Source organism: Ruegeria sp. CDSC052 (assembly GCF_059610685.1).
This window is the reverse complement of sequence record NZ_JBXWOB010000003.1, coordinates 217,877-232,860: the sequence shown is the minus strand read 5'-3', so window position 1 is coordinate 232,860 and position 14,984 is coordinate 217,877. Positions and strand designations below refer to the sequence as shown.

Below are 14,984 nucleotides of genomic sequence, written 5' to 3'. Positions count from 1 at the left end.
CGCACAGCTCCGGCAGCCACACCACGATGTCATTCGCTGTCACTTCACAACGTCTACCTTGCTTCTGTTTAGCGAAATAGCGATTGCAGCAATCAGCAAAACACCCAAGGCGACCTGGCTCCACGAAGGGGGTACGCCCGCGATTGTCAGCCCATTGCGGACGATTGTCAGGGTCAATGCCCCGATGATTGTTTTGACCACACTGCCATAGCCACCTGTCAGCGGCGTACCACCAAGCGCAACCGCAGCAATTGCGTCGAGCTCAATCATCAGACCCGCCTGGGGCGTCGCCGCTCCTGCCCTTGCCAGGTTGACGCAAGCCGCCAATCCCACCATCAGCCCTGCAGCGGCAAAGACCTTGATCTTGAACGTCGTGACATTGATGCCGACCAGGCGGAGAACCTTCTCGTTGCCTCCAACGGCTCGCAACTGTTGACCAAAAACAGTCCTCTCATAAAAGGCCCACATAAACAGCGCGACAATCGCCGCGAGGATGAAGATCGCGGGGAATTTGCCCATCGACAGAAGCCAAGGTGCTGCGACAGACGAGATGTTGGTGCCGCCTGACACGCTATCGTCCGTTATATAAATCGCCGTGCCGTCTGATGCGATAATCACAACGGCGCGCACGATGATCAGCATTGCCAATGTTGTCACAAATGATGGGATCTTGAGCAGTGAAATAATCAGGCCGTTGACCATGCCAACAAGGCCACCTGCGACAATTCCCAGGATCAAGCCCACATCCCCGAACCAGAGCATTCCAAGTGCACCCAGAAACGCCGAAAATGCCAGGCTTGACCCGATGGAGATATCAATTGAACCAGTTGTCACGATCATCAACTGCGCGAATGCCAGTAACATCAAGACAGGCGTTTGCTGCGCAATGAACGTCCAGTTGCGCATCGACATGAAGCGGTCGCCCGAGATCGCCCAGAACAACAAGATTACCAGAACAATGGCAATGAAAGGCACATAGTCTCGCAACATTTCGGCGCGTTTGGGCGTCAGGAATGGGCGGGAGGCGGTTGTTTCGGTCATGTCGTTCTCCTCATTCGCCGAGAGTTATGGCCTTCACGAGCCGGTCCGAGGTAATCTCGTCGCGTTTGAATTCGCGCGATGTGACCCCGTGATGGGTCACTACGATACGGTCAGCCAGGCGGCGCACCTGATCGAGATTGTGGCTTACCAAAAGGAATGACGTGCCCTGCTTGTCGCGCACATCCTCAACCAATCGCTCAACTTCCGCCGTTTCATTCGGTCCAAGTGCGGCGGTCGGTTCGTCAAGGATTACGATGTCGCTCCCCCAGGCAATTGCGCGCCCGATCGCGATACTTTGTTGTTGTCCTCCGGACATGGAGGAGATTGGTTGCGACAGATCCTGAACGGTGGTGACATTGAGCTGCGCGAGGGCTTCACGGGTTTTTTCGCGCATCTTTCGTTCATCCACAAAAATCCCCCATTTGCGGGGGATGCGCCCCAAAAACAGGTTGTAGGGCGCCGTCATATTGGGAACCAGTGCCAGATCCTGATAAACGACTTCGATCCCGCATTCCTGCATATGCGAAACACTGTGCTCAGCCCGGGATACTTCCTTGCCATTGATGATGATCTGTCCGCCGTCCGGAACATGGGCCCCAGCCACAACCTTCATCAACGTTGATTTTCCGGCACCATTTCCGCCCACGATCGCGACAACTTCACCGCGATGAAGATCAAAGGAGCCGTCACGCAATGCCTGGACACCACCAAATGACTTCGAAACGTGTTTCACCGAAAGAAGAGGTTGAGCCGTCTGGTCATTCATAGTGGGTTCTCCTTCATTCCTATCCGCTTGCTTCAGCAACAAGGGCTTCTGGCTCGGCTCTGGGAGAACCGAGATAGGTTTGTGCAAGTACGTCCAGAAAGGCCCCGCGCAGCACAGTATCTTCACTTTGCTGGCTCAGCTCGATGTCGACGGCATCGTAGATGCTTGGCAAAACCGTCGCTTTTACATGGGTCTTGATGTGTTCCAGAAACCTTTGACCGAACCCGGCATATTCATCTCCGATCACAACCAAATCCGGATTGACGAAGTTGATGCAGTTGGTGATGCCTTGCGCCAGATAGCGTGCAACCCTGTGCACCTCTTCGCTGGCAAGCCCGTCTTCCGCTGCGTATGCGTCAAGGACCTGAGAAAAATCAGCGTCTGAAGTCAATGTTGTACTGCTGACGTTCTCTGCGCGCTCCCGTATGGCACGCAGTAGCGCAATGCGCGACGTGAAGAGTTCCAGACAGCCTCTATTTCCACATTTGCACTGCTCGCCATCAACGCTGATGGACGTATGCCCCAATTCACCTGCAAGACCTTGCGCACCCCGGTGCACATGGCCATCCACGACAAGCGCCGAGCCGATCCCCTGACCGGCAGACACGTACAACATGACCTTGGCCCCCAGCGCCCGGCCATGATGGCGCCATTCAGTCAAGGCTGCTGCCTTGGCGTCGTGTGTGGAGTGAACAGGAATGTCAGGATAGCGGGAGCGCAGCTCGGGGATCAGATCGAAGCCCTGCCATTGAGGGCTTTCAGTCATGAGGATGACACGTTCATCGCGCTCCAGGAACGGGCCAGGAACAGCCACGCCAATGCCATCGACCTGTTTCAAATTGCCAATCTGGCGATCCAGTGTCTCGGAGATCTCCTTGAAAGTCTGCTTGGCGGACCCGTCCCGTGCGATGGGGAATTCACTGGTCTCCAGCAGGTCACCGCGCAGATTAAATGCAGCAATGGAAAAGCTACGGCGTTGCAATCTAAGACAGAGGATGTATCGCCCGGAACCAACAAAGCTGAGGTTGATCGATCGCCGACCACGCCCCCCACGAACAAGTCCCACTTCCTCAACGATGCCATTGTCAATAAGTGGTGCTATCGCACGTGTGACAGTCGCCTGATCCAATCCGGTGGCTACGCTGATTTCCTTGCGCGAGCATTCTCCCATGTCGTGCAAAGCTGCAAGGATGGCGCGCCTGTTGTGGCCTTGAATACCTTCGATCGACAAGCCTTTTTGAGCAAGTTTCATGTCCGAACCCCAATTTTTTCAATTTGGCTCAAACATAGCGAGTTTTGCTTGCAACCTGCAATCAACTCTCGGGTGCTACGCATCGACGCCCTCCTGAAACAGGATGTCGGCGAATGTAGCACTTTGTCGGATCCTCTCCGCGTTGGGCATGTCGGTCTTGGTGATCTTTTCCCGCGTCTCGACTTCACCTCTGCCGCCACGCTCGTGGCGTCGCTTCAAGCGCTGCTTCAGGAGTTCATCCGGCGTGTCTACAAAGATACGCAGGTCGAAATGCGATGCCGCTCGAATCCAAGGCGCTTCATTCATCAGAATGTAGTTGCCCTCGACTATGCAAAGGGCCTCGTTTCCTTCGATCCTGGCGCCTTCTGGGACCGGGTCATGTATGTGCCGGGAATATCGCGGCCACCAAAACGCATCTCCCCTGGACAAACGTTCCACCGCGTGGGCAAACGCGTTGCCATCAAACGTATCGATACGGCCTTTCACGCTTCTAAGCCCTTCGGCCTCAAGCTGGGCGTTTGTTTTGTGAAACCCGTCCATCGGGCAGTAGGCAGCGATGTGCCCGGCAGCGCGTAGATCCTCGGACAGCCGCTCGGACAGCGTAGACTTACCCGTCGCCGGAGGCCCTGCAATTGCTACAATGAGCGGCGGTTGACCTGCACTTATCCGCTTTTCAATTGCGCCCAGAAGGCTGGCATAGTCGGCGAGGTGCTCAGGCATCCATCCAACTCCGCGTACCCGCATGGGTGCAGGACTTACCCGCGATCTGGTTGGCGATATTCAACGCATCTACAAATGACCCGGTCTCGAGATACGCGTGGCAGAAAGCGCCGTGATAAATGTCTCCTGCGCCCAAGCTATCGACAACGTCCACCTCCAAAGCGGGTATCTCGCCCCGTCGTCCCTGATCATGCCAGACGACCCCAGCGTGACCCCGTGTCATTGCCCAGCGTTGGATGTCCAGTTCCTCACACATATTGGCAAAGGCGCGCAGTCCCTCGGGACAAAACACGTCGCTGACAATTGGAATATCGGCCAGCTTTAGAAAATCCGGTGACCAGTCTTTCCAGCCGCCGCCATCCAAAATGATTGGCCCTTCAAACGCACGTAAGGCGTCAGCGTGCGCCGCAACAAAATGCCGTTCGTACTGGTCGATCTGAATCAACCCGTATCCTTCCGTCAGGATCAGACCCTCTTGAGAACGCACCTTTTCGCACTCATCCCCTGCGCCATTGACAATCATCCTGGCCCCAAGGCTCCGGGTTGAAACAACTGTCGAAAGAGGGATGCGATAGTCCGGGTCATTACAGATGTCGTGCACCGTAACGTTCCTGTCCTTCAGATCGGACGTCAGCATTGTCTTCATTGGGCCCGGCGCGCCCAGCGATGTGGCCAGCGCCGCCGTTCCACCAAGATGGGCGAACGTAACGGCAGCGTTCAAAGCAGACCCGCCCGGGATCACATCATTGCTCAAAGCCTTGGTCTTCCCGTCCGGACCCGGAAAGTCCTCGACAAGCGCGGTGACATCCATCACCGAGCGGCCTATGAACAGCGCCCGGCTCACGCGGCCTTCCGGGATGGATCGAGCCCGCCATCAGCATACCGCTTTGCCATTTCTGCAACTGGGATCGGCTTGATTTTACGCCCGTGGCCCGCCACCCCGAACCTCTCGAACCTGTCACGGACCAGCGTTTCAAGCTCCGCCATCCCGGCCAAGATAAACGCCCGAGGATCGAAATTCGATGGGTTGTCCCGGGAGAAGCGCCGCATTGCGCCGGACATGGCCATGCGGCAATCGGTGTCGATGTTGATTTTTCGAACACCATGCCGGATCCCGCGTTCGATCTCTTCGACGGGGACGCCCCAGGTTTGTGGCATTTCACCGCCAGAGGCGTTTATCAAGTCCTGCAAACCCTGTGGCACAGAGCTCGACCCATGCATGACAAGATGGGTATTCGGCACGCGACGATGGATCGCCTCAATCTGGCTGATGGCCAGGATGTCGCCATCCGGTTCCCTTGTGAATTTATAAGCGCCATGAGACGTCCCACAGGCTATCGCTAGCGCATCGACCTTGGTTGCAGCAACAAACTCCGCTGCCTGATCGGGATCGGTCAATAGCTGATCGTGATCCAGTTTGCCCTCTGCCCCGGACCCGTCTTCTTCACCCGCCTCGCCGGTTTCAAGCGATCCAAGAACACCCAGCTCTCCTTCGATTGAGGCACCCGTCCAATGTGCGATCTGTGCAACGCGAGCCGTGATATCGACGTTGTGGGCATAGCTGGCGGGTGTCTTGCCGTCGCCCATCAGGGAGCCATCCATCATGGCCGAGGTGAACCCCGCAGCGATGGCGCTGACGCAGGCCTGCTCATCATGGCCGTGGTCCTGATGCAGACAGATTGGGTTGTCGGGATACATGGACGCCAGTGCGTTCACTATGGCGACGATCATCCGATCTCCGGCATAGGCCCTGCGAACATTCAAGCTGGCTTGCAGGATCACCGGTGCATCGCAGGCGCGCGCAGCGTTCATGATCGCAAGGCCCTGCTCCATATTGGAGATGTTGAACGCCGGCACACCAAATCCTTGATCCGCCGCATAATCAAGCAATTGTCTGAGGGTTATGAGGGGCATGGCGAGGCCTTTACTTGCGGAAGTTGAGATTGTGGAATTTCGCCGAGCCTTCCTGAACAAAGAGACCCCAGGCATCGGTATTGGAGATGTCATAGACCCTGAAGGATGCAACAACCTGCCCGGCCACAAAGCACTCGATGGCCGACCCGTTGCGCAGGATCTGGACCCGGTAACACCCATCCTCCGGTGTGAAGGCGAGCGGACGCTCGACCAATGGGCTGTCGATCTCCTGACGGACCTCAATGCCATGCCGCTCATTGAGCACCAGGCTGTCCCAAAGTGGATCCATCGCGGCAGGCCAGCGATCAAACAGGACGCGCTCCTTCATGGGCTCGATTGAAAGGCTGTAACCGCTGTCCAGATGATCGCCGCCTCGGGGTTCGATGAGAATACCCACAGCTTCGGTGGCGGGATCAGGTTCAATCACTACATCGAGCAACACGTCATCCCGGTTCGGACCGTCGATGAACGCGTATCCGTATGATCCTGTCGCATCACACCGAGGGTCTGCATCGCCGGTCCAGTCTCCCAACATGGGGCGCAGCTTGTGGGGCACGGTCTCTGCGTAACTCTGGTCCACGTTATCGGGCAATTTGCAGGTCAGCGTGCCGTCTGGCAGCGAGACAAGTTCGCGCGGGCTGCCCAGTTCTCCGCCCCAAACCCAGCTGCGCTTGGGGCCATGATGCTTGCGGAACGGTATCCATGCGAAACTCATGCGACGGTCGCCATCGCTGGCCGATTTGGCAGCGTAAAATCGACGCCCGTCAAGACTGTCGAGCTTGCGGCTTTCCCAAGGACCATCCGGGGATTTTGACACCCGATACACGGTTTGCATTCGTTCCGAGTAGCGGCTTTCAACCAGATACCACCAGTCGCCCAACTTGAAGATTTCCGGGCATTCCGGGCAATGCGTCAACATCGAGGACGCCAGCGGCGGGCCAACCTCCCAGCTTTCCAGATCATCGGACGTGGCAACGGCAACACAGCCCCGGCGAAACTGCGGACCTTCCTTGAGGCGCGCTGAGATCAGCATCTTGAAGCACCCTGCCTCTTCGTCGCGGTAGACAAAGGGGTCGCGCCAATCGACGGTTTCGTACCAGCGGGGATCGGGGAAGATCATCGGGTTGGATCCGGATTTCTCCCAGGACTTGAGATCAGTCGATGTTGCCTTGCAAATTGACTGCGGTGAAGCAGATTGACGATTGTAACCTGTGTAGAAGAAGTGAAACACGCCCTTGTGCTCAATGACAGAGCCGGTCCAGATCCCATCGCCGTCGCACTCACCGTGCGCGCCGGGGCCAAAAGCGTCGGGCATCACCTCCCAGTTTACGAGGTCATCTGACCGAAGATAAGCGGTCGAGACGCGCGCCCGCTCAACATATTCCCACGCGCCCACAGGGGGTTGGGAAAAAAACAGATGCCACGTGCCATCGTGGTAGAATGGCATTGTATCACCAGCGGCAGCACCGCGCTCCGGAGCGTATCCGAAAAGTCTCATCTGCGGACCTCGAAAAGAGTTTGATTTTTTAGTCCCCCGACCCATTGAACCGGGGGAGGGCTCGCTGCGTGCAAGGGGAGTTATTGCACGTAGTCTTGCCAGTTTGCCTGCCACGCGTCGATGAAACCGGGCAAATCAGCGTCGGGATTATGGACCTTGCTGAGGCTGCGAACGGTTTCCGGTGAAAGAATACATCCGTTCAGAAGACTGTTGGCATAGGTATCCACATTGTCGGCTGTTACCGGAATGAGGCCGACCCGCGGCTGGGTGTCTTCAATCGGGTGACCGTGCAAGTAGTCATAGAGTTGGATAAGGCCGAACCCGCCAACCATCCAATGGCCACCGATCGAGAAACTCAGTTTGCCATCCTTGATGAATTGAGCGACCTGCTCGTCAATGTCGGTGGTTATGATGGCGATGTCGTCACGCCCTGCCTGTTCCACCGCAAATTGACTGCCGAGACCGGCGACCGCGCCAAGCACGATGATCGCGTCAATCTCGCCGGGTCCGAAGCGGGCAATGAACTGCTCGGCATATTTCTGGCCATTCTCCCGGTTCAGACGATCCCAACTTTCAGCGATCACTTCGACCCCTGCCGCGTCCAATTCCGATTGAACTCCCGCCCAGATTTCTTCCGCAGAAGTCACACCTTTCTGGTTCCAGACCATCGCGACTTTCTTGTGTCCGAGATCTGCGGTGGCTTTGCCGATTGCCTGACCCCAAGTGTCATTGTTCTGGGTCACCTGCGCGATGAAATCCTCACCTTCATAGTCATCGTCATAGCTGGACACCACCAGTCGACCGACGGCAATACCAGGAATATCATTCTCTTCGAGAAGACGCGCGACCTGGATACCGGCCGGCGACGTCAGCGGGTTGAAGATCAGCCCGTCCGGGCCGCTTGCGATGATGGATTCAGCTTGCGCCGCGTGCTGTTCTTCCGAGTTCTGATCGTCAAACTCCTTCAGCTCGACACCCAGCGCTTCAGCGACGCAGCGTTCAAAACGATGGCGGTTGATAACCCAAGGGTTTGTTTCCGGCTGGCCAAGGTCAGCGATTACCAGATCGGTACGAGCTTCGCTTTGAGCCGTTGCCACGCTCGCAAGCGGCAACATGGCTGCTGTCACAAGCAAAGGCTTGAGCATCTTGTAGGTCATGATCTCCTCCCTGGAGAGTTTTTCGCGTTGATTGCGGAGAGGTAAACTCCTATTTAATGCGTACTGCAATTAAATGCAGTTTGCAAGTATATATCCAATCCGCTGAACCAACCCGGGAACTTTGAGGTTGCGAAGTGGCAAAAATCCAGGCTTTACGGCTCAAGCAGTCAAGGCATCAAGTTCCGCGCGAACCACGCGGTACGGCAGGACCCGGTGTCCTGACTCAGGTTCCGAGCGGTGTGGATGCCCTGGGCGTGGTCCTCGTAACGATCGGCGTAGTCGTTCACAAATCCGCGCAGATGTCGTCTGCACCTGTCAACGGCGACTGAAATCGGCCATTCGCTGCAACCTGAAGAACGAGCAGGTTGGGCTCGCACCGGACTTTCTCTGCGACGGGCCCGAATTGGTCGAATGAGCCCTGAACCGCCATTGATCACACTTCAGCCTTTCGCTCATGCAGCAGGTCGCGATCCGCGCAAACCGGACATTTCCTGTCTGGTTCGTGGATGGCTGTGACGCGGACTCTCCAGACATTGGCCTTTGGGCATGTTGCTGACGCAGCATCCGTTTGCATCTGCGGCACGTTCGATGTGGCAGCGCAGCGCAAATCACCGAAGCAGCCGCTCGACAGCGCGGATTTGGCTGAGACCGAAACTGTAGTTTCGCCGCAGCCTGGTCTGACAACTCAGACGCGGATGGGGTGGATGGCGCCTGCAGCCAACCGTCGCGCTTTGCGGCATACTGTAGAAGTCATCTTCTGACAGGAAAGGAACCCCACCATGGAAGTTACAACAGTTGGACTGGATCTTGGTAAGGACGTCTTCCAAGCTCACGGCATCACCGCAGACGGGGCGATTGTTTTCAATCGAACAATTCGACGCAAGCAGTTGCTTAAGTTCTTCGAGAAATTGCCGAGTTGCCTTGTCGGGAAAGAAGCCTGCGGGTCGGCCCATCACTGGGCGCGCGAGCTGACCGAAATTGGTCATGATGTGCGGCTCATGCCTGCGGCCTATGTCAAACCGTATGTCACGCGCCAGCCCGTGCCTGCGGCGAAGCCAAGCTAGCCCGTGCAGAACTTGGGGTCGAGTTTATAGTGGACGCGGCCTACGATTGATCTGTTGCGGGTTTCGGCTTCGCTCAATCGCACCGGCAACAACGTCAACCAGATTGCGCGGCGCTTGAACGAGGCGAGCGGTGTGCTGTAAGCGAAGTGCTGCGATTTTGTAGATTGGCGCACCTGTCATCAGATTGGGACCTTCTCAATCTGATGACAGGAGGTTCCGATGGTGGAACATTATGTACCCGCGCTGCGCAAGTGCTTTCTCGAAGACATGCGGACCGCGGGGCTCAATACCTGTCGATCAAGTATTCCGAGCGCCTTGACGAGGCGAAGGTCGGTGCCTCGGTCGGCAGTAGCGGGGACAGTTACGATAACGCCCTCTACAAGGCTGAGGTCATCGAACACGAAGGCCCGTGGAGTGGCAAGAAAGACGTGGAAATGGCAACCCTCAATTGGGTCAATTGGTGCAACGAAAAGCGCCTCTTCGGCCCGCTCGGGTATATCTCACCCGCACCAGCAGAAAGGAACTTCTACAACGCAGATTGCGCGGCTAAGATCGCCGTAGAATGACAAACTCAAACGTCTCCGGTAAACTCGGTCTGGTTCAGTAACCATAGAAGCCGGTAGTCGTTTAGAACTCTTTGGAGAGAGCCATGATCGTCTCGGTACGCTTGACACCATCGATTTTATAGATCTGCTCCAGTACGAGATTCAGACGCGGCTTTTCGATGGGATTGATGAGCAGCGCGAAGTCGTGGTCTCCTACGATTCTTAGACAACTTGCAACCTCTGGCATGGTCGCAAATTCGCGTGCTGCTGCTTCCCCCTTGCTGCGGATTTCCATGTTTATCAGTACAATTGCCCCTATGCCGCCTGTTTCAACGGTCGAAGGTTCCTTGATTGTGTAGCCAAGAATCTGCTGAGTTTGCTCCAGTCTTGAAAGCCTTGCCTGCACCGCAGTGCGCGAACGGCCAACCTTCCTCGAAAGATCGGTGACGGGCACACGCGAGTCCCTGCGCAGCGCTTCAAGTATTTGCTCGTCGATCTTATCACGCATTGATATCCAAGCCCGTCCCAAATTGCAGATTGCCTAGTGTATAGGCATATTGCCTATGATTTCAATCGATTTAACAATCGACAGGACGGGCCGTTTTGACTGACATCTTCGTTATGGACAACGCAACACTATTGAACTCGATTTCGTCCCGTGCGCGGGCTTTGGAAGCCTCCAAGATCCGCGAGGTTGCAGAGCTTGGCATGAAGCAAGACGGCGTGTTGCCGCTCTGGTTCGGTGAAGGCGCCTGGCCGACCAATTCACTGATTGTGGACGCTGCAATTGCCGCGCTCAAGGCTGGCAATCATATGTACCAGCCGAACAATGGCGCGATGGCGCTGCGGCAAGCGATTTGTGCTTATAGCAACGAACTTCTGGGCAGCCGTCTGAAACCGGCTCAGGTCACAGTCACCCCTTCCGGAATGCAAGGCCTCATGCTGACGGCTGAATTTCTTGTGACTCCCGGCGACCGGGTTATCGCAGTGGAGCCGGGCTGGCCCAATATCATCGGTGCTTTCAAGGCGACCGGTGCAGAGATTGCGAGCGTGGCAATCGTGCCGAAGGGCGGTCATTGGGCGCTCGACGTGGAAGAGCTGATCGCGGCGCTGACACCGGGCACCAAAGCGGTGGTGATTAACTCGCCCAACAACCCCACCGGCTGGACCATGTCGGCCGAGGAGCAGCGTCTGGTGTTGGAGCATTGCCGCCGGCACGGCATCTGGATCGTTGCCGATGACGTTTATTCCCGGCTCTACCGCCATGGGCGTCACGCGCCCTCATTCCTGTCGATTGCAGAGCCTGAGGATCAGCTGATCTCTGTGAACTCGTTTTCAAAATGCTGGTCGATGACCGGATGGCGGCTTGGCTGGATCGTGGCTCCCGCCGCGTTCGAGGGGAAGCTGGGTCAGTTGACCGAGTTCAACACGTCCTGCACAGCCGGCTTTGTCCAGGAGGCGGGTATTGCAGCCCTGCGCGGCGGCGAAGAGGAAATTGCCAGCCTGTTGAGCAAAATCCAGGCAGGGTATGAAATCACGGCAGAACGCCTCAACGCTTTTTCGCGGGTGGAGTTCATTGAGCCTGATGGTGCTTTCTACTGCTTCTTCCGAGTTGACGGGCTGACTGACAGCTTCGCTGCGGCTGGTGAAATCCTTGAGCAGACCAAGGTCGGGCTAGCGCCGGGCGTGGCGTTCGGTCCGCAGGGAGAAGGTTATTTGCGGCTCTGCTACGCGCAGCCGGCAGAAGTGCTGGAAGAGGCCTTCAAGCGGCTCGAGCCGTTCCTCTCGAAGTGATGCCTCAATATCGGGGAGGAAAGACATGACGTATCAACTCAGCCTTGAGGGTAAAACCGCGCTGATTACTGCCGCTGGGCAGGGTATCGGGCGTGCCAGCGCCGAGGCCTTTGCCCAGGCTGGCGCCTCGGTCATTGCCACAGACATCAATGAGACTTCGCTAGCTGAGCTCAATGCGATTGACGGCATTACCGCATGGAAACTGGATGCAACCGATCCCGAAGACATCAAGCGGGTACTGCCTGAAGCTGGTAGGCTGGATGTGCTGTTCAATTGCGCTGGATTTGTCCATACCGGCAGCATCCTGGATAGCACCGAGGAAGATTGGGACTTTGCCTTCGATCTGAATGCCAAGGCCATGTACCGCCTGTGTAAGGCAGTCCTTCCGGGCATGCTTGAACAGGGCAAGGGGTCGATCATCAACATGTCCTCGGTGGCATCCTCCTTGAAGGGCGTTCCAAACCGCTTTGTTTATTGCGCGTCCAAGGCAGCGGTCATCGGCATGACCAAGGCGATCGCTGCTGACTACGTAACCCAAGGCATCCGTTGCAATGCGATCTGCCCTGGCACCGTAGATAGCCCATCGCTGCACGACCGGTTGCGGGCCACGGGCGATTACGAGGCGGCGCGGGAGCAATTCATCGCGCGCCAGCCTATGGGGCGCGTTGGCGATGCAGACGAAATTGCAGCGCTTGCAGTTTACCTTGCCTCGGATGCCAGCGGATTCACCACGGGCCAGGCCCATATCATCGACGGCGGCTGGGCCCTCTGAACGGAGACTATCATGAAACTTTTGCGTTATGGCCCGAAAGGGCACGAAAAACCCGGTATCGTCGACGCTGACGGTGTTGTCCGCGATCTGTCCGGCTTGGTGGATGACATTGCCGGTGAGGTTCTGACGGATCAAGGCCTGGCCGGCATTGCCGAAGCTGACCTGTCGTCGCTGCCTGCCGTTGAGGTCGACCGTTATGGGCCCTGCGTCGGCGGTGTTGGCAAGTTCATCTGTATTGGGCTCAATTACTCCGACCATGCCGAGGAAAGTGGGCTGGAGGTGCCGCCGGAGCCGGTGATCTTTGCCAAGGCGACTTCGGCAATTTGCGGTCCCAACGACACGGTAGAAATCCCCCGCGGCTCGAAGGCCACCGACTGGGAAGTTGAACTGGGCGTCGTAATTGGCAAAGAGGCAAAATATGTCGATGAGGCAGAAGCTCTCGAACATGTTGCGGGCTACTGCGTGATCAACGACATTTCCGAACGTGATTTCCAGAACAAGCGCGCAGGGCAGTGGACCAAGGGCAAATCTGCCGACACGTTCGGTCCTATTGGACCTTGGCTGGTGACCCGCGACGAGGTTTCTGACCCGCAGAATCTGCCGATGTATCTGGAAGTGAACGGAGAGCGCCGCCAGGACGGAAGCACGAACACAATGGTGTTCGGGGTGGCTCACATCGTCTCTTACCTGTCACAGTTCATGAGCCTGCAGCCAGGCGACATCATCTCCACCGGCACACCTCCGGGTGTGGGCATGGGGATCAAGCCTGAGCCCGTATACCTTAAGGCGGGCGACAAGATGGAACTCGGCATCGAAGGCCTGGGCGTGCAGCGCCAGGACGTTGTGCAGTGCTGACCTTCTCCCCGGCGCCAGGCCGTTCACCCCATTGGCGCTGTTCCTGGGCCAGCTATATTGGTTGCCCGGTCCATCTTTTCCCGAGGCCTACATCCATATCGGTCTCAAAAGGCAAGCCCAGTGAATGAAGGCTGCCTGTAGCCGTGATTTTCATCAGGAGGACAAAGTGATGGAAAACCAAGTTGCAATCGTAACCGGCGGTGCGCAGGGAATAGGCCTGGCTGCGGCTCGGCTTCTGATCGAAAAAGGTGCGAAGGTCGTCAGCTGGGACATTGATGCAAGCAACGGGGACGCAATGGCTGCTCTGGGCGGCAATGCTTTCGCGGTGGACTGCGATATCACCGATCTGTCTTCGGTGGAAGCGGCCTACAAGCGTACTTGCGAGGCAGCGGGAATTCCTTCGATTTTGATCAACAGTGCTGGGATCGCAGGTCCCAACGAACCGCTGGACACCTACGATCCCGAAGCTTGGCGCAAGATCATCGACATTAACCTGAACGGCACATTCTATGTGAACCGCGTCTGCGTTCCTGGAATGCGAGAGCAAGGCTATGGACGCATCCTGAATGTCGCGTCCATCGCAGGCAAAGACGGCAATCCTAATGCTTCCGCCTATTCGGCTTCCAAGGCCGCGGTGATCGGCTTGACTAAGTCCTTGGGCAAGGAACTGGCTGGCTACGATATTGCAGTAAACTGCGTGACGCCGGCTGCGGCCCGGACCCGGATTTTCGACCAGATGAGCCAGGAGCACATTGACTATATGCTTTCCAAAATCCCTCGTGGCCGGTTCCTGGAAGTCGAAGAGGCCGCGAAGATGATCGTTTGGGCGGTTTCACCTGAAAACTCCTTCACCACTGGAGCTGTATTCGATCTGTCTGGCGGCCGGGCCACCTACTAACTCTTGTAAATTAAGTCACTTGGAGGAAAACCCATGACAGATAATGACAAAAAAGCCGCTCTCACCGAACGCCTTGCAAAATGCTACAGCGGTGCAGTTTATGACGCCCTGCGCGAGAGAGGGATAGACAATACTGTTCTGCCCAAAGACATCCGGCCGATTGACGATACTCATGTTCTTGCTGGTCCCGTTTTCACAATTTCAGGAACACCAAAACCTGGGATTAGTGCTGATGATGCTCTGCTGGCTTGGACGGGTTTCCTTTCAACAGCGCCGTCTGGCCATGTCGTAGTTTGCAATGGCCACACTGACGACATCGCGATGATGGGGGAACTGTCTGCCGAGACGCTCCAGATGCGCGGTGTGCGCGGATATGTGACCAATGGCGGGTGTCGGGACAGCAATTTCATTCGTAACATCGGTTTCCCCGTTTTCCATCGCTTCTACACCGCCCGCGATGTGGTGGGCGCATGGTCGGTCGACAAAATGGAAGTCCCTGTGCAGATCGGTGACGTTGTCGTTAAGCCCGGGGATTTTCTGATTGCCGACATTGATGGGGCCATCCTTATCCCAGGTGAAATCGCAGAAGAGATCGTGGTTGAGGTCGAGGAAGTGATGAACACCGAGAACAAGGTCCGCTCGGCTATCCGTAGCGGGACGGATCCGAAAGAAGCCTACCTGACCTACGGGCGCTTCTGAGCGGTCAAA

Annotated in this window: 16 protein-coding genes and 3 pseudogenes; 10 read left to right on the top strand and 9 right to left on the bottom strand. The window is 56.7% G+C overall.

Translation table 11 applies throughout. From position 1 onward, the window contains the following. Nucleotides 1-39: 39 nt before the first annotated feature. The 8 genes from AC2FIM_RS08390 to AC2FIM_RS08355 all read right to left on the bottom strand — a co-directional run bounded on the left by AC2FIM_RS08390 (nt 40) and on the right by AC2FIM_RS08355 (nt 8,348). A complete protein-coding gene (locus AC2FIM_RS08390) occupies nt 40-1,041 on the bottom strand; it encodes an ABC transporter permease (protein WP_299664546.1) in 1,002 nt (333 codons plus the stop codon). A 10-nt stretch (nt 1,042-1,051) separates the two neighbouring features. Next, nucleotides 1,052-1,807 carry an ATP-binding cassette domain-containing protein gene (locus AC2FIM_RS08385; RefSeq protein WP_299664544.1) on the bottom strand — a complete coding sequence of 252 codons (756 nt, stop codon included), beginning with the start codon at nt 1,805-1,807 and terminating at the stop codon, nt 1,052-1,054. A gap of 19 nt (nt 1,808-1,826) precedes the next feature. After that, complete coding sequence (locus tag AC2FIM_RS08380; RefSeq protein WP_299664541.1) at nt 1,827-3,059, bottom strand: ROK family transcriptional regulator; 1,233 nt, start codon at nt 3,057-3,059, stop codon at nt 1,827-1,829. 75 nt (nt 3,060-3,134) lie between these two features. Then, nucleotides 3,135-3,779 (bottom strand): AAA family ATPase, encoded by a 645-nt coding sequence (locus tag AC2FIM_RS08375; protein WP_299664539.1) that lies wholly within the window; start codon nt 3,777-3,779, stop codon nt 3,135-3,137. Next, nucleotides 3,772-4,623, bottom strand: coding sequence for a PfkB family carbohydrate kinase (locus tag AC2FIM_RS08370; RefSeq protein ID WP_496731918.1), 852 nt, complete (start codon nt 4,621-4,623; stop codon nt 3,772-3,774). The genes AC2FIM_RS08375 and AC2FIM_RS08370 overlap by 8 nt, the downstream gene beginning before the upstream one ends. Beyond that, complete coding sequence (gene fba, locus AC2FIM_RS08365) at nt 4,620-5,693, bottom strand: class II fructose-bisphosphate aldolase (protein WP_299664535.1); 1,074 nt, start codon at nt 5,691-5,693, stop codon at nt 4,620-4,622. The genes AC2FIM_RS08370 and fba overlap by 4 nt, the downstream gene beginning before the upstream one ends. Before the next feature lie 10 nt (nt 5,694-5,703). Then, nucleotides 5,704-7,191 (bottom strand): family 43 glycosylhydrolase, encoded by a 1,488-nt coding sequence (locus AC2FIM_RS08360; protein ID WP_299985811.1) that lies wholly within the window; start codon nt 7,189-7,191, stop codon nt 5,704-5,706. An 80-nt stretch (nt 7,192-7,271) separates the two neighbouring features. Further along, the gene (locus AC2FIM_RS08355) at nt 7,272-8,348 is read right to left on the bottom strand and encodes a sugar ABC transporter substrate-binding protein (RefSeq protein ID WP_299664530.1); all 1,077 of its coding nucleotides are present in this window, start codon (nt 8,346-8,348) and stop codon (nt 7,272-7,274) included. Between the two features lie 512 nt (nt 8,349-8,860). Here AC2FIM_RS08355 and AC2FIM_RS08350 point away from each other — a divergent pair. From AC2FIM_RS08350 to AC2FIM_RS08330, 5 genes and pseudogenes are all read left to right on the top strand, one after another. Further along, a complete protein-coding gene (locus AC2FIM_RS08350; RefSeq protein ID WP_496728787.1) occupies nt 8,861-9,109 on the top strand; it encodes a hypothetical protein in 249 nt (82 codons plus the stop codon). Nucleotides 9,110-9,127: 18 nt separating this feature from the next. Beyond that, nucleotides 9,128-9,382 (top strand): annotated as a pseudogene (locus AC2FIM_RS08345) (IS110 family transposase); the annotation flags it as partial. Further along, nucleotides 9,376-9,462: pseudogene (locus AC2FIM_RS08340) on the top strand (RidA family protein); the annotation flags it as partial. The pseudogenes AC2FIM_RS08345 and AC2FIM_RS08340, both read left to right, overlap by 7 nt. A 4-nt stretch (nt 9,463-9,466) precedes the next feature. Continuing rightward, a complete protein-coding gene (gene mobC / locus AC2FIM_RS08335) occupies nt 9,467-9,553 on the top strand; it encodes a plasmid mobilization relaxosome protein MobC (protein WP_367575553.1) in 87 nt (28 codons plus the stop codon). Between the two features lie 125 nt (nt 9,554-9,678). Continuing rightward, a pseudogene (locus AC2FIM_RS08330) lies at nt 9,679-9,978 on the top strand (IS3 family transposase); the annotation flags it as partial. Between the two features lie 61 nt (nt 9,979-10,039). On the opposite strand, the gene AC2FIM_RS08325 reads toward AC2FIM_RS08330, so the two are convergent. Continuing rightward, nucleotides 10,040-10,465, bottom strand: coding sequence for an Lrp/AsnC family transcriptional regulator (locus AC2FIM_RS08325; protein ID WP_496676975.1), 426 nt, complete (start codon nt 10,463-10,465; stop codon nt 10,040-10,042). A 95-nt stretch (nt 10,466-10,560) separates the two neighbouring features. Between AC2FIM_RS08325 and AC2FIM_RS08320 the strand changes: the two genes are divergently transcribed. The 5 genes from AC2FIM_RS08320 (at nt 10,561) to AC2FIM_RS08300 (ending at nt 14,975) form a co-directional block, all read left to right on the top strand. Further along, complete coding sequence (locus AC2FIM_RS08320) at nt 10,561-11,751, top strand: pyridoxal phosphate-dependent aminotransferase (RefSeq protein WP_496708008.1); 1,191 nt, start codon at nt 10,561-10,563, stop codon at nt 11,749-11,751. Between the two features lie 25 nt (nt 11,752-11,776). After that, nucleotides 11,777-12,523 carry an SDR family oxidoreductase gene (locus tag AC2FIM_RS08315; protein ID WP_106607289.1) on the top strand — a complete coding sequence of 249 codons (747 nt, stop codon included), beginning with the start codon at nt 11,777-11,779 and terminating at the stop codon, nt 12,521-12,523. A 12-nt stretch (nt 12,524-12,535) separates the two neighbouring features. Continuing rightward, nucleotides 12,536-13,378, top strand: coding sequence for a fumarylacetoacetate hydrolase family protein (locus tag AC2FIM_RS08310; protein ID WP_106607288.1), 843 nt, complete (start codon nt 12,536-12,538; stop codon nt 13,376-13,378). A gap of 169 nt (nt 13,379-13,547) precedes the next feature. Beyond that, nucleotides 13,548-14,276: an SDR family NAD(P)-dependent oxidoreductase gene (locus AC2FIM_RS08305; RefSeq protein WP_106607586.1), complete on the top strand. Its 729-nt coding sequence runs from the start codon at nt 13,548-13,550 to the stop codon at nt 14,274-14,276. 33 nt (nt 14,277-14,309) lie between these two features. Further along, nucleotides 14,310-14,975: an RraA family protein gene (locus tag AC2FIM_RS08300; RefSeq protein ID WP_106607287.1), complete on the top strand. Its 666-nt coding sequence runs from the start codon at nt 14,310-14,312 to the stop codon at nt 14,973-14,975. The last annotated feature ends 9 nt before the right edge of the window (nt 14,976-14,984 follow it).

Bases quoted from the DNA above. Each gene is read 5' to 3' on its own strand.
- AC2FIM_RS08390 (WP_299664546.1), bottom strand. From the start codon at position 1,041: ATGACCGAAACAACCGCCTCCCGCCCATTCCTGACGCCCAAACGCGCC.
- AC2FIM_RS08385 (WP_299664544.1), bottom strand. From the start codon at position 1,807: ATGAATGACCAGACGGCTCAACCTCTTCTTTCGGTGAAACACGTTTCG.
- AC2FIM_RS08380 (WP_299664541.1), bottom strand. From the start codon at position 3,059: ATGAAACTTGCTCAAAAAGGCTTGTCGATCGAAGGTATTCAAGGCCAC.
- AC2FIM_RS08375 (WP_299664539.1), bottom strand. From the start codon at position 3,779: ATGCCTGAGCACCTCGCCGACTATGCCAGCCTTCTGGGCGCAATTGAA.
- fba (WP_299664535.1), bottom strand. From the start codon at position 5,693: ATGCCCCTCATAACCCTCAGACAATTGCTTGATTATGCGGCGGATCAA.
- AC2FIM_RS08360 (WP_299985811.1), bottom strand. From the start codon at position 7,191: ATGAGACTTTTCGGATACGCTCCGGAGCGCGGTGCTGCCGCTGGTGAT.
- AC2FIM_RS08355 (WP_299664530.1), bottom strand. From the start codon at position 8,348: ATGACCTACAAGATGCTCAAGCCTTTGCTTGTGACAGCAGCCATGTTG.
- AC2FIM_RS08325 (WP_496676975.1), bottom strand. From the start codon at position 10,465: ATGCGTGATAAGATCGACGAGCAAATACTTGAAGCGCTGCGCAGGGAC.
- AC2FIM_RS08315 (WP_106607289.1), top strand. From the start codon at position 11,777: ATGACGTATCAACTCAGCCTTGAGGGTAAAACCGCGCTGATTACTGCC.
- AC2FIM_RS08310 (WP_106607288.1), top strand. From the start codon at position 12,536: ATGAAACTTTTGCGTTATGGCCCGAAAGGGCACGAAAAACCCGGTATC.
- AC2FIM_RS08305 (WP_106607586.1), top strand. From the start codon at position 13,548: ATGGAAAACCAAGTTGCAATCGTAACCGGCGGTGCGCAGGGAATAGGC.
- AC2FIM_RS08300 (WP_106607287.1), top strand. From the start codon at position 14,310: ATGACAGATAATGACAAAAAAGCCGCTCTCACCGAACGCCTTGCAAAA.